The organism is Pseudomonas boreofloridensis (assembly GCF_030580795.1).
In the GTDB taxonomy this organism is placed as follows: domain Bacteria; phylum Pseudomonadota; class Gammaproteobacteria; order Pseudomonadales; family Pseudomonadaceae; genus Aquipseudomonas; species Aquipseudomonas boreofloridensis.
Genome location: NZ_JAUQOQ010000021.1, coordinates 1 through 13,500, shown reverse-complemented (window position 1 = coordinate 13,500; position 13,500 = coordinate 1). Strand labels below are relative to the sequence as shown.

Here is a 13,500-nt window from a genome sequence, read left to right as displayed (position 1 = left end):
GGCGCAGGGCACGGGCGCAGTGGCCAGTGGCCTTGCTGCAGCCGTGCCCGGCGGACTCAGGCCGGGACGTTGTAGCGCAGGTAGCGGCTCACATGGATCCGACCGTCGTCCACGCTCATCGAATAGCTGACATACACCGTACGTCCTCGGTTGGCGGCGATCCAGGCGGCGGGAACCGTCCAGTCCAGGTACGGATTGCCTTCTCTGCCGTAGTAGATCGGCGAATCCTGCTGCCAGCCCGATTCAGGGTGGTACCAGCGAAATACCGTGCGAAGCGTACGCTTGCCAGGAAAGGGAGCGCGCAACGTATTGCTGTTGAGCATGAACGGTGGCGGCATGGACTGGAAGGGCGCGTCGTAGTCCTTGACCTGAACGCGATAGAACTGCGAGGCGTTTATCCGGCCATTGGGCTCGGTGACCACGGTGTAGTTCACGTTGGCGAAATGGCCGACGGTGTCGATGACTTCGATGGAGCGGATCTTGAATTCCATCGGGCCGATGGCGCGAACCGTCTGCACCGCCGTGTTCCAGACCACGTTGTTCGACCAGCTCACCCTGACCGTATGCCCCAAGCGCATCCCGGTGTAGGCCGGCACTACGACGGTTGCTTCGCCGCCACGGTTGTCGAGCAGCCAGTGATAGTCGAGCATGCCATTTTGCAGGTCCCTCACAGTGGGCGCCGGCAGGAACAGTTGCTCGGTGGATTCGTTGACCTGCACCGTCGCGACGGATGAGGTCATGGTCTGGCCGCCGCGGGTCACCACGAAACTCACGCTCACCTGGCGGTCCTTGTTTTCCCGCGCCCAACCCAGATCCACCGGGATAGTCATCGGGCCGATGCCGACCACTCGCTCGGTCTTCTGCCGATTGGCTGCGCCCTGCCAGAGCAGGGTGACGGAGTCGCCCTCCTGCATACCGTAGTCCGGCACCAGTACATCCAGTCGATTCAGGCCTCTGAGGTCGATCAGCGTGACCCGTGAGCCGTTGGCCCTGACAGCGGGTGCTGCCAATTGCACCCGGACCTGGGTAGGGCGTGCCTGGCGGGAATAGTTATCAACGGAGTCGCGAATGTCGTAAGTCACCGGCACGGTGCCTTGGGTGCCCACCATCATCACGACCGCTGCGGGAATCACCACCGACTCGGGAATCGAGGGGTTGGTTACCTTGGGGTGATTCACCGGCACGCCGCCCCAGTAGACGATCAGTTCGTCACCGACTTTCTTGTTCAACCAGCGCGGCACCTGCACTCGAACGGTGGCACCCAGGTTGGTGACGGGATTCGGCGTTACGGTGCACGGTGTGAGGCGACTGTTGTAGGGCGGTTGCATATCCGGGCCAGCGCCGCCGGGTACCTGAGTGTTCACTGCGATCGTGCGCACAGGGCTGCGCTCGGGCGGCTCGCCGGAGACTTTGTCCTCATAGGTGTAGAAGACCCGTCCCGACGGAGGTTGGACGCGGCTGACCGGTACCGAGAACTGAAGGCGCGGGTTACCGACCATGCTGCCGTCAATGATGATGGTCTGTACCGGCACATCGTTCCAGTACAGGATCACTTCATCACCGATCTTGGGCACGTTGGCCATCGACGCGTGCAGCCGCACGGGCCGTTTGAGCAACTCGTAGTTGATCCCTAATCGTGGGTTCGCCGGGCTGTCGTAGAGGTCGGTGAAGTAGAGTTCGGCCACAGCTTCGATATCTGGCCTGCCATTTGATGAGTTCATGCCGTGCTCCTGATCGCGGGATCGGTCTGGGGGCGCGATGACATCGAACGGTGCAGTGCCAGTCATCGCCTTCGATCAGGATGCTATGACCCGCTGGACGGGGTGTAACCTGGCATTTTTATCAGGAGGAGCCGGGCGCTCGGCGAATCGTCAGGTTTTACTGGCATGGCGAATGGGTGGCTGTAGACTAGCGGCTTTGCTTAGCCTGCTATGGATTTTTGATGAACCTGCGAATGGTGATGATCCTGGGCGCCTTGAGTGCGTTCGGGCCTTTGGCAATCGACTTCTACCTGCCCGCTTTTCCGGCCATGGCACATGCCTTCGCGACCGACGAGCGGCAGATCCAGACGACCTTGGCCGTCTACTTCCTCGGGCTGTCGATCGGTCAGTTGGCCTATGGCCCCGCGGCGGATCGCTTCGGACGGCGCAAGCCGCTGTTGTTCGGCGTGGGGCTGTTCACGCTGGCTTCACTGGCCTGCGCTTACGCGCCCAACCTTCAGACCTTGGTGATGGCGCGGTTCGTTCAGGCGCTTGGTGGCTGTGCGGGCATGGTGCTGTCGCGGGCCATCGTCAGTGACAAATGCGATGCCGTGGCCTCGGCCAAGGTGTTCTCGCAACTCATGCTGGTCATGGGCCTCGCGCCGATCCTGGCGCCCATGCTGGGCGGTGCGCTGGTCAACGTCGCCGGCTGGCAGTCGATCTTCCTGTCGTTGAGCCTGTTCAGCGCAGCGGCGCTGCTGGCGGTGGTGTTGGGACTGCCGGAAAGCCTGCCGGCGCATGTGCCCCGTCAGCCGCTGTCCGGTGCGCTGCGCCAATACCTGCGGCTGGCGCGCGATCCGCTGTTCATCGGTCATGCGCTGACCGGTGGGGTCGCGATCGCCGGCATGTTCGCCTACATCGCCGGTTCTCCGTTCGTGTTCATCAAGCTTTATGGCGTGCCCGCCGAGCACTATGGCTGGCTGTTCGGCACCAACGCGGCGGGCTTCATCCTGGTCGCCCAGTTCAATGCGCGCCTGCTGTCCAGACGCCCGCCGGGATGGCTGCTGGTGCGTGCGGTCTGGGTGTACCTGTTGGCAGGGCTGGCTTTGCTGATGGTGTCGGCGCTGCATCCGGCGGCACTCTGGCCACTGTTGCTGCCGCTGTTCGTGTGTATCGCGAGCCTGGGCTGCATCATTCCCAATGCCTCGGCCTGCGCCATGAATGGGCAGGGTGCCCGGGCAGGCAGCGCCTCGGCTTTGCTGGGCTGCCTGCAATTCAGTGTCGCGGCAATGGCTGCGGCGCTGGTGGGTGTGCTGCATGACGGCAGCGCCGTGCCGATGTCGCTGGTGATCAGTCTGTGCGGCCTGCTGGTGGTCAGCGTCGCGCTGCTGACTCGACGCCGCCAGGCGAAGGCGCCTGCATGAGACTGTGGGGTGCATTCAGACGCGCCTGCAGCGAGGCGACGAAGGCGCGCGCCTCCACCTCGCTGCGAAATCCCACCTGTTGATCGAGCTGAACCTGCCAGGGGCAGGTCCGATGGTGGTTCGAAGCACAGACGACAATCTTCATGGCGGCGTCCTCGTGTGGATGTGACGGCGGGACATGAGTTTAGTCCGACTGAGGTGGATCGCCAGACGTGGCACGCGACTGCTGACCGATGGTCATGGTCTGGCAGCTCGATGAACCTTCGCATTTGCATGCACTACTTATGGAAGGTGACTGTCGGCATTGTTTCTGGTCTACGAACCGATGCACGACCGCGAAGGCCCGTGTCCTTTGACGCAGAGCGAATGCCCCGAATCCCGACCTTCTTTCTATTTTTCCTACCTTGCAGAGGGTACTGCCACCCTCGTTCGCCGGGCTTCCCTATAGCCACCAGCTCCCTCTAGTGCAGGGGTTCTGGCGGCTTATACTTGCCCGCGCAGGCAATGCAGACAGAGCGATTTCCCTCTCAGACTGCAGTGCCGAACGTTGCGTCTGAACTCACCGGTCCCATGTGCCGCCACTGCGGGCGATGCTGGGTGCCATGGATGGCCATCGGACAAGAAACATGACTTTGCAGGGAGTGGATGGAGCATGAAAGCAGTCAGCAGTATCAGCCAGATCGCCGGCCTGATGGCCGAGCCCAAACGCAGTGCGATGCTCTGGGCCCTCATCGATGGCTCGGCCCGGCATGCCGACGAGTTGGCTTCGATGATAGGCGTGACACCTTCCTCGGCTTGTGCCCACCTGTCTCTATTGTCGTCTGCCGGTCTGTTGCGGCTGGAAGCGCGCGGGCGCAAGCGCTATTTCCGCCTGGCGACGCCTGAGGTGGTGGCGGCGGTCGAGGCTTTGGCCAGCGTGCAGCTGGGCAGTCGCGCGGAGAACCTGGCCTCGATCAAGCCGCTGCAGGTGCCGGTGTCACTGCGCCGGGCGCGTCGGTGCGGTGATCACCTGGGCGGCGAGCTGGCGGCTGACCTGTACCGGCGCATGGCGTGTGCGGGGTGGTTGGAAGGCAGTCAATTGCAGGCCAGCGTCAGCGCTGAGGGACGTGTGCAACTGGCGCAGATCGGCGTCTACATCGATGCGCTGGCACCGCGCCAACGCGGCAGATGCGAAATCTGCCATTGCAGCGAATGGAGCGACAGCAGCGCCCATTTGGGCGGTGCGCTCGGCCAGGCGCTGCTCAGTCTGTTCCTGCAGTCGGGGTGGATACGTGAACAGGAGGGCACCCGAACCCTGAAGCTCTCGACACTCGGTGTGCAGGAAATCAATCGCATCGCCAACGTTCCCGCCTTGCAGGTGGGTTGAAGTGCAAGGCGGCCAGGTTCGAATCAGACTAGACGAGCGTCCAGACTGTTCTGCGCCAGGCGCTGTGCCTGGTCCTGAGTCATGCCTAGATGCTCGTGCAGCGCCATGAAGTTTTCGGTGACGTAACCCCCGAAGTAGGCAGGGTCGTCCGAGTTGACGGTGACCTTCACGCCGCGCTCGAGCATGTCGAGGATGTTGTGCTGGCCCATGTGCTCGAACACGCACAGCTTGGTATTGGACAGCGGGCAGACGGTCAGTGGGATCTGCTCGTCGATGATGCGCTGCATCAGGCGCTCGTCCTCGATGGCGCGCACGCCATGGTCGATGCGCTTGATCTTGAGCAGGTCGAGGGCTTCCCAGATGTACTCGGGCGGGCCTTCTTCACCGGCGTGGGCCACGGCCACGAAGCCTTCGCTGCGGGCGCGGTCGAATACGCGCTGGAATTTGCTGGGAGGATGGCCTTTTTCCGAGCTGTCCAGGCCGACGGCGATGAATGCGTCACGGAAGGGCAGTGCCTGGTCGAGTGTCTTGTGCGCCTCGTCTTCGCTCAGGTGGCGCAGGAAGCTGAGGATCAGGCCGCTACTGACGCCCAACTGCTCGCGGCCGTCCTTGAGGGCCTGGCCGATGCCACCGAGCACCACCTCGAAGGGAATGCCCCGGTCGGTATGGGTCTGAGGGTCGAAGAACGGCTCGGTATGGATCACATTCTGCGCCTTGCAGCGTTGCAGGTAGGCCCAGGTCAGGTCATAGAAATCCTGCTCGGTACGCAGTACGTCCGCACCTTGGTAATAGAGGTCGAGGAACTCTTGCAGGTTGTTGAAGGCGTAGGCACTGCGTAGTGCCTCCACATCCGTCCACGGCAGCGCGATCTTGTTGCGGGCAGCCAATGCGAACAGCAACTCGGGCTCCAGCGAACCCTCCAGGTGCATGTGCAGTTCGGCCTTGGGCAAGGCGTTGAGCCAGTTGTACATGGGAAAACTCTCGAATCAGTCACGGTTGGCCGACATTCTACAGGCCTGGACGCGCGGCGACAGGCCGGGGGCTGACTGGCAACCCCCGGCCAGGCTCAGCCGTTGATCAAGGCGGCGGCGGCCTGGCGGTGGTCGGCGATCAGCTTCTGCACATCCAGTCCTTCGATCTGGCCATCGATCACCCGCCATTGCCCGGCCACCATCACCCGGTCCGCTCGGTCTGCCGCGCACAGCAGCAAGGCCGAGAGCGGGTCATGGCTGCCGGAGAAACGCAGTTCGTCGAGTTTGAACAGCGCCAGGTCGGCCTGCTTGCCGACGGCCAGTTCACCGATGTCATCCCTGCCCAGCAATTGTGCCGAGCCCCGGGTGGCCCAGTTCAGCGCCCGCTGCGGGGTGATCTGTTCGGCGCCGTAGCGCAGGCGCTGCAGATACAGGGCCTGGCGCGCTTCGAGGAGCATGTTGGAGGCATCGTTGGAGGCCGAGCCGTCCACGCCCAGGCCCACGATCGCGCCAGCGGCCTCCAAGTCCGCCGTCGGGCAAATGCCCGAGGCCAAGCGCATGTTCGAGCTCGGGCAATGGCATACGCCGGTACCGGCGTCTGCGAGTCGGGCGATTTCCTCCGGGTTGAAATGGATGCCGTGGGCCAGCCAGGTGCGTGGGCCAAGCCAACCGACGCTGTCCAGATAGTCCACTGTGCGCAGCCCGAAGCGTTGCAGGCAGAAGTGTTCCTCGTCGAGGGTTTCGGCCAGGTGGGTATGCAGGCGCACGTCCAGTTCTTCGGCCAGGGCCGCGCTGGCGCGCATGATCTGCGGGGTGACGGAAAACGGTGAACACGGCGCCAGGGCGACCTGGATGCGCGCCCCGTCACCTCGCTCGTGGTAGCGGTGGATAAGTCGCTGGCTGTCGGCCAGGATGGTTTCGCCTTGCTGTACGGTCTGCTGCGGTGGCAGGCCGCCGTCAGCCTGACCCAGGCTCATCGAGCCGCGGGTAAGCATGGCGCGCATGCCCAGTTTGCGTACCACCTCGACCTGAATGTCGATGGCGTGCTCCAGTCCGTCGGGGAACAGGTAGTGGTGATCGGCAGCGGTGGTGCAGCCTGAGAGCAGCAGTTCGGCCAAGGCGACTTCGCTGGCCAAAGCCAGGCTGGCTGGGGTCAGGCGGGCCCAGACCGGATAGAGGGTTTGCAACCAGGGAAACAACGGCTGGTTGACCACCGGCGCCCAGGCGCGAGTGAGGGTCTGGTAGAAGTGATGGTGGGTATTGATCAGGCCTGGCAGCACCACGTGTTGACGGGCATCGAAGACCTGCTCGCAGGGTTGTTCGGGCTGTTCGCCCAAGGCCAGCAGTTGGCTGATGCGACCGCCTTCGATGACCAGACCGCCACGGGCATCGGCGTGGTTGGCAGTAAAGATGGCGAGGGGAGATTTCAACCAGGTACGGGTAGCAGGCATGGCGCCGGCTCCTCTGAAAATGGGTTCAGGGTTAGCCAGCTCAGTGTTGTCCTGTCTGCTGATCCAGGTCCGCCGCAAGGCGAGGCATCGAGTCTACTGCCTCGCCCGCCGCCGTTCAATTCACCAGGTCAGGCTGTCGCCTTTGTAGTTGATGAAGTGCAGGCCGCCGTGGCCGCTCTGTGCGTTGATCTGGTCGAGCATGCCGCGCGTACTGGTGAACACGTCTATTTCGGCGTTCTCGCCGCCCATGTCGGTCTTCACCCAACCCGGATGCATGGCCACCACGCTCAAGTCGGAGCGCTGCAGCTCCACCACGAAGCTGTTGATCATCGAGTTCAAGGCGGCCTTGCTCGCCTTGTACAGGCAGATTTCATTGCCGTCCGGGCTGGTCACGCTGCCCAGACCTGAGCTCATGAAGGCCAGCACGCCGGTGTCTTGCCGAATGTGCCCGACCAGGCGACGGGCCACGCGGATCGGTGCGACGGCATTGGTCATGAACAAGGCGCCAATGTCTTCGTTTTGAACGGTTTCCAGATCCTGAGGCAGAGGGCCCATGACGCCGGCGTTGATGAACACCAGGTCGAACGTTTTGCCCTGCAGCCGCTGCGTGAGGCCGTCGAGCAGGGTGGTGTCATTCATTTCCAGGGACTCGATGCGCACCCCCGCAACGTCGGCCAGAGCGCCGGGTTTGTGCGCGTCACGCACGGTGGCGGTGACATTCCAGCCGTCTTCGCGCAGACGTTGTACCAGGCCAAGACCCAGCCCGCGAGACGCACCGATGATGAGGGCATGTTTGCTGGTGGACATAGGAGCTCCAAGATCGTTTGAACGAAGGGCGCAGGATACCCCAGGCCAGCACTCGCAGGGCAGCAATGGCAAGTGATCAAAAAATGATCGAAGTTGCGCATGCCTTGTGCTCAAAGGGGTGCAGGCTATTCGCGCACCGCTTATCCACAGGCTGCTCCACAGTTATTGTGTGAAAGCAGGGTGGCGTTGAACGGCTCGGTCAATGGGTCGGCATGTGGTTAAACACAGAAGTTTCAGTGGTTTGCGGCTGTCATCAAATCGTGATCAAAATATGTACAGTTAGCTACAGCCATTGCAGGACTAAGTCTGCAGTGAAGTACCCCAAGCTTATCCACAGGCAGGCCAACAGTATGTGTGGGCAGCTTTCAGCAGCGCTCCAGGCGGATTCGGCCCCGGCTCAGGTCTGCCAACTGTTGAGCCAGGGTGCTGAGGTGCGCCTCGCCCAACGCCACGCGCAGATCGACGCCATTGGCGGTGAACTGTTCGTCCAGCACCAGACCCTCGACTTCACCCAGGCGCAGTTTGAGCAGGGCCAGTTCGCTGAACGTGCAACTGCAGTTGAATTCGCTGCGCTGCACCAGTTCGCGTTTCGGCGCCTGCTGCAGGCACTTGTTGGCGCCGCCGCCGTAGGCACGCGCCAGGCCACCGGTGCCGAGCTGAATGCCGCCGTACCAGCGGATCACCAGCACCACGACCTGATCGCAGTCCTGGGCCTCAATGGCGGCGAGGATGGGCCGGCCAGCGGTGCCGCCCGGTTCGCCATCGTCGCTGCTGCGGTACTGCGGGCCGAGTTTCCAGGCCCAGCAGTTATGCGTTGCGGTCGGATCACTGTGGCGCTCGATGAAGGTTATGGCGTCGGCCACGCTGGTGATCGGGCCGGCGAGGGTGACGAAGCGGCTTTTGCGGATGTCTTCGCGTAATTCGCACACGTCGAGCAGAGTTGAAGGCATAAGTTGGCGATCAGGCGGCCGCGGTGGTGATGCCGCAGCCTTTGAGAATGATGTGGATAAGATTGTTACTGGCGTCTTCCATGTCCTGCTTGGTCAGGCGGCTGCGCCCGGTGACCTGGCAGATCTGGGTGGCGAAGTCGGCATAGTGCTGGGTGCTGCTCCAGAGCAGGAAAATCAGGTGTACCGGATCGACCGGATCCATCTTGCCGGCCTCGATCCAGGCCTGGAACACGGCAGCGCGGCCGCGGAACCATTCGCGGTAGTCGGCACTGAAGTAATCGGTCAGGCATTGTCCGCCGCTGATCACTTCCATGGCGAAGATCCGCGAGGCCTGAGGATTGCGCCGCGAATACTCCATCTTGGTGCGGATGTACTGGTCCAGCGCCTGGGCCGGATCGTCCTCGACGCTCAAGGCGTTGAAGGTGCTGTCCCATAATTCGATGATATTGCTCAGCACCGCGATGTACAGGCCGAGCTTGTTGGTGAAGTAGTAGTGCAGGTTGGCTTTGGGCAGGTTGGCCTTCAGCGCGATGGTGTTCATGCTGGTGCCCTTGAAACCATGGCGGGCGAACTCGTCTTCGGCCGCCTGGATGATAGCCTGTTCGTTCTTCTGGCGAATGCGGCCGGCGGGTTTGCCCGAGGCGGAGAGGCGGTGCGCAGGGACTTCAAGTGTCATGGACGATTCCGTACAGGTTCTGTGGGCAACGGCTGTCGGACAGATTACCTGCCTGTGCAGAAGTGACAAGCGTTAGCGCGTTGTCGCCAGGCTTTCGAGAAAACTCTCCAATACCAGATTGGGTCGACGTCCCTTGCGGGTGACCCAACTCAAGCTCAGGTCGTAGAAGCGCTCAGTGGGCTTGAGCGCACGCAAGCGCCCCTGCTGCACCCAGAATGTGGCGTAGTGATCGGGCAGGTAGCCAATGTAGCGTCCGGTCAGGATGAGAAAGGCCATGCCTTCGCGATCCGAGGCGCTGGCGGTGCAGTTCAGCGCCTGGTAGTGCGCCTGGATGTCGGCCGGCAGACGGAACGTCGGCGCGATGGCCTCCTGGGCATTGAGCCGTGGATCGTCGATCTGCTGATCGTCGGCATAGAACAGGGGGTGGCCCACTGCGCAGTAGAGCAGCGAGCGCTCGCTGTAGAGCGGCTGATATTCCAGGCCGGACAACGGGCTGGTCTGCGGTACCACGCCGACGTGCAGGCTGCCGTCCAATACGCCTTGCTCCACCTGGCTCGGCGCGATCATGCGGATCTGGATGCGCACGTCAGGGCCACGATCCTTGAGTTCGGCCAGGGCATGGGTGATGCGCATGTGCGGGAGGGTGACCAGGTTGTCGGTAAGACCGATGTTGAGCTCGCCGCGCAGGTGCTGGTGCAGGCCGTTGACTTCGGTGCGGAATGTTTCCAGTGCGCTGAGCAGTTGCAGCGCCGAGTGATACACCTCGCGGCCTTCCTCGGTCAGCGAAAACCCGGCACGTCCGCGCTGGCACAGGCGCAGGCCCAGGCGCTGCTCGAGGTCGTTCATTTGCTGGCTGATTGCCGAGCGACCGATGCCCAATACGTTTTCGGCGGCCGAGAAGCCGCCGCACTCGACCACGCTGCGGTAAATCTTCAGCAGGCGAATGTCGAAGTCGCTGACTTGGGCGAGGGGATCGGGGCGTCGGCTCATCTGTTTAGTCCGGGTCTGACTGAAGGTTAGAAATGTTGGCTTTTTCCGACTTTATCCTCATGCCAACGTAGCGGCAACAACACCCATCGTTGCCTATTCGTTTGCCGAGGAACCGCCGATGAACATGCCTGAAGCCGCGCCCACCGGTCTGGCCAGCCAGCTCAAGCTGGACGCCCACTGGATGCCGTACACCGCCAACCGTAATTTCCATCGCGATCCGCGCCTGATCGTCGCGGCTGACGGCAATCATCTGGTCGACGACAAGGGACGGCGCATCTTCGACGCACTGTCGGGCCTGTGGACCTGTGGCGCAGGGCACACGCGCAAGGAAATCGCTGACGCCGTGTCGCGCCAGATGAGCGTGCTCGACTACTCACCGGCCTTCCAGTTCGGTCATCCGCTGTCGTTCCAGTTGGCGGAAAAGATCGCCGAGCTGACGCCAGGCGATCTGAACCACACCTTCTATACCAACTCCGGCTCCGAGTGTGCCGATACGGCGCTGAAGATGGTGCGTGCCTACTGGCGCCTGAAGGGCCAGGCCAGCAAGACCAAGATCATCGGCCGTGCCCGCGGTTATCACGGCGTCAACATCGCCGGTACCAGCCTGGGCGGGGTCAACGGCAACCGCAAGATGTTCGGCCAGTTGCTGGATGTCGATCATTTGCCTCACACCGTGTTGCCGGTCAATGCCTTCTCCCGAGGACTGCCGGAAGAGGGGGGTATTGCCCTAGCCGACGAGATGCTCAAACTGATCGAGCTGCACGATGCCTCGAACATCGCTGCAGTGATCGTCGAGCCGCTGGCCGGCTCTGCCGGTGTGCTGCCGCCGCCGAAGGGTTATCTGAAACGTCTGCGTGAAATCTGCACCCAGCACAACATCCTGCTGATCTTCGACGAAGTGATCACCGGCTTTGGTCGTATGGGGGCGATGACGGGCGCTGAAGCGTTTGGCGTGACCCCGGACCTGATGTGCATTGCCAAACAGGTCACCAACGGCGCGATTCCAATGGGCGCCGTGGTCGCCAGCAGCGAGATCTACCAGACCTTCATGAATCAGCCGACCCCGGAATATGCGGTGGAATTCCCCCACGGCTATACCTACTCCGCTCACCCGGTAGCTTGCGCGGCCGGTATCGCGGCGCTGGACCTGCTGCAGAAGGAAAACCTGGTGCAGGCTTCGGCCGAGCTCGCCCCGCACTTCGAGCAGTTGCTGCATGGGCTCAAAGGCAGCAAGAACGTGGTGGACATCCGCAACTATGGCCTGGCTGGCGCGATTCAGATCGCTGCCCGCGACGGCGATGCGATCGTGCGTCCCTACGAGACTGCCATGAAGCTGTGGAAGGCTGGGTTCTATGTGCGCTTCGGCGGCGACACCTTACAGTTCGGGCCGACCTTCAATACTCAGCCGCACGAACTGGACCGTCTGTTCGATGCGGTAGGCGAAACGCTGAATCAGATCGACTGATCTTTCCGACATTGAGGACAGGCGCTTCGGGCGCCTGTCTTTCCCTTCTTTATCTGGAGTCTCGCATGAGCATCGTTCAGCACCTGATCAACGGTGAGCTGGTTTCCAAAGGCGGCCGTACCGCCGACGTCTTCAATCCCTCCACAGGGCAGGCCACGCGCAAGGTCGAATTGGCCAGTCGCGCGACCATCCAGGATGCCATCGACGCGGCCAAGGCCGCGTTTCCGGCCTGGCGCAACACGCCGCCGGCCAAGCGTGCCCAGGTCATGTTCCGTTTCAAGCAGTTGCTGGAGCAGAACGAAGCCCGCATCTCGCAGATGATCAGTGAAGAGCACGGCAAGACCCTGGAAGATGCGGCCGGCGAACTCAAGCGCGGTATCGAGAACGTCGAGTTCGCCTGTGCAGCGCCGGAGCTGCTCAAGGGCGAGTACAGCCGTAACGTCGGCCCGAACATCGACGCATGGTCTGACTTCCAGCCGTTGGGCATCGTGGCGGGTATCACACCGTTCAACTTCCCGGCCATGGTGCCGCTGTGGATGTATCCGCTGGCCATCGTCTGCGGCAACGCCTTCATCCTCAAGCCGTCGGAGCGTGATCCCAGCTCGACGCTGTACATCGCGCAATTGCTGCAGGAAGCCGGGCTGCCCAAAGGCATCCTCAATGTGGTGCACGGTGACAAGGAAGCGGTGGACGCGCTGATCGAGGCGCCAGAGGTAAAGGCCCTGAGCTTCGTGGGCTCGACGCCGATCGCCGAGTACATCTATGCAGAAGGAACCAAGCGCGGCAAGCGTGTGCAAGCCCTGGGCGGGGCGAAGAACCACGCGGTGCTGATGCCCGATGCCGAACTGGACAACGCCGTCAGTGCCTTGATGGGCGCGGCCTATGGTTCGTGCGGCGAGCGCTGCATGGCGATTTCGGTGGCCGTGTGCGTGGGTGACCAGGTCGCCGATGCACTGATCGCCAAGCTCGAACCGCAGATCAAGGCGCTGAAGATCGGTGCCGGTACCTCCTGTGGCCTGGACATGGGGCCGTTGGTCACCGCAGCGGCTCGCGACAAGGTCGTGGGCTACATCGACGATGGCTTGGCGGCTGGCGCCAAGCTGGTGGTGGACGGTCGCGGCTTGCGGGTGTCTGGCAACGAGGATGGTTACTTCGTTGGCGGTACGTTGTTCGATCACGTCACGCCCGAGATGCGTATCTATAAGGAAGAGATCTTCGGGCCGGTGCTGTGCGTGGTGCGGGTGAGCAGCCTGGAAGAGGCCATGCAACTGATCAATGAGCATGAGTACGGTAATGGCACCTGCATCTTCACCCGGGACGGTGAGGCGGCGCGCTTGTTCTGCGACGAGATCGAGGTGGGGATGGTCGGGGTCAACGTGCCGCTGCCGGTGCCGGTGAGCTATCACAGTTTCGGCGGCTGGAAGCGCTCGCTGTTCGGTGACTTGCATGCCTATGGGCCGGATGGCGTGCGCTTCTACACCCGTCGTAAGGCCATCACCCAGCGTTGGCCACAACGCAAGAGCCACGAGGCTTCGCAGTTCGCGTTTCCGAGCTTGTAATACTGCAGGTGAATAGCGGGGCGGCCGACAGGCCGCCCCGCTTTGTTTCAACTATTTGAATTTATTTGAAATTAAGCCTTGACCGCTGTTCAGATCCCCTTATAATGCGCCCCACATACCCAGCAAACCGAACGCGAAACA

12 protein-coding genes are annotated in these 13,500 nt (G+C 62.4%); 4 read left to right on the top strand and 8 right to left on the bottom strand.

The annotated features are described in order from the left end of the window. Positions 1-56 precede the first annotated feature (56 nt). On the bottom strand, positions 57-1,721 hold the full coding sequence (locus Q6A47_RS20105; protein WP_304485179.1) for a hypothetical protein: 1,665 nt from the start codon (positions 1,719-1,721) through the stop codon (positions 57-59). Positions 1,722-1,942: 221 nt separating this feature from the next. Here Q6A47_RS20105 and Q6A47_RS20100 point away from each other — a divergent pair, with 221 nt between their 5' ends. Beyond that, entirely contained in the window at positions 1,943-3,124 is a 1,182-nt protein-coding gene (locus Q6A47_RS20100; RefSeq protein WP_304485178.1) for a multidrug effflux MFS transporter, read from the top strand. Here Q6A47_RS20100 and Q6A47_RS20095 read toward each other — a convergent pair. Continuing rightward, a complete protein-coding gene (locus Q6A47_RS20095; RefSeq protein WP_304485177.1) occupies positions 3,075-3,269 on the bottom strand; it encodes a hypothetical protein in 195 nt (64 codons plus the stop codon). The genes Q6A47_RS20100 and Q6A47_RS20095 overlap by 50 nt on opposite strands. A gap of 507 nt (positions 3,270-3,776) precedes the next feature. On the opposite strand from Q6A47_RS20095, the gene Q6A47_RS20090 reads away from it, so the two are divergent. After that, complete coding sequence (locus Q6A47_RS20090; RefSeq protein WP_039583025.1) at positions 3,777-4,490, top strand: ArsR/SmtB family transcription factor; 714 nt, start codon at positions 3,777-3,779, stop codon at positions 4,488-4,490. A 23-nt stretch (positions 4,491-4,513) separates the two neighbouring features. Here the strand turns inward: Q6A47_RS20090 and Q6A47_RS20085 are convergent, their stop codons facing one another. From Q6A47_RS20085 to Q6A47_RS20060, 6 genes are all read right to left on the bottom strand, one after another. Continuing rightward, complete coding sequence (locus Q6A47_RS20085; RefSeq protein WP_029615217.1) at positions 4,514-5,461, bottom strand: adenosine deaminase; 948 nt, start codon at positions 5,459-5,461, stop codon at positions 4,514-4,516. Positions 5,462-5,556: 95 nt separating this feature from the next. Further along, positions 5,557-6,912 carry an 8-oxoguanine deaminase gene (locus Q6A47_RS20080; protein ID WP_304485176.1) on the bottom strand — a complete coding sequence of 452 codons (1,356 nt, stop codon included), beginning with the start codon at positions 6,910-6,912 and terminating at the stop codon, positions 5,557-5,559. Positions 6,913-7,032: 120 nt separating this feature from the next. Beyond that, positions 7,033-7,719 carry an SDR family oxidoreductase gene (locus Q6A47_RS20075; protein WP_304485175.1) on the bottom strand — a complete coding sequence of 229 codons (687 nt, stop codon included), beginning with the start codon at positions 7,717-7,719 and terminating at the stop codon, positions 7,033-7,035. A 365-nt stretch (positions 7,720-8,084) separates the two neighbouring features. Next, positions 8,085-8,669 (bottom strand): IMPACT family protein, encoded by a 585-nt coding sequence (locus Q6A47_RS20070; protein WP_304485174.1) that lies wholly within the window; start codon positions 8,667-8,669, stop codon positions 8,085-8,087. 10 nt (positions 8,670-8,679) lie between these two features. After that, complete coding sequence (locus Q6A47_RS20065) at positions 8,680-9,345, bottom strand: TetR/AcrR family transcriptional regulator (protein WP_039583032.1); 666 nt, start codon at positions 9,343-9,345, stop codon at positions 8,680-8,682. Between the two features lie 72 nt (positions 9,346-9,417). Then, positions 9,418-10,335, bottom strand: a complete 918-nt coding sequence (locus Q6A47_RS20060) for a LysR family transcriptional regulator (protein WP_039583033.1) — start codon at positions 10,333-10,335, stop codon at positions 9,418-9,420. Between the two features lie 118 nt (positions 10,336-10,453). Here Q6A47_RS20060 and aptA point away from each other — a divergent pair, with 118 nt between their 5' ends. Together aptA and Q6A47_RS20050 are read left to right on the top strand one after the other, a co-directional pair. Continuing rightward, positions 10,454-11,800, top strand: a complete 1,347-nt coding sequence (aptA, locus tag Q6A47_RS20055) for an omega-aminotransferase AptA (protein ID WP_029612533.1) — start codon at positions 10,454-10,456, stop codon at positions 11,798-11,800. Between the two features lie 65 nt (positions 11,801-11,865). Beyond that, complete coding sequence (locus Q6A47_RS20050; RefSeq protein ID WP_116887527.1) at positions 11,866-13,359, top strand: CoA-acylating methylmalonate-semialdehyde dehydrogenase; 1,494 nt, start codon at positions 11,866-11,868, stop codon at positions 13,357-13,359. The last annotated feature ends 141 nt before the right edge of the window (positions 13,360-13,500 follow it).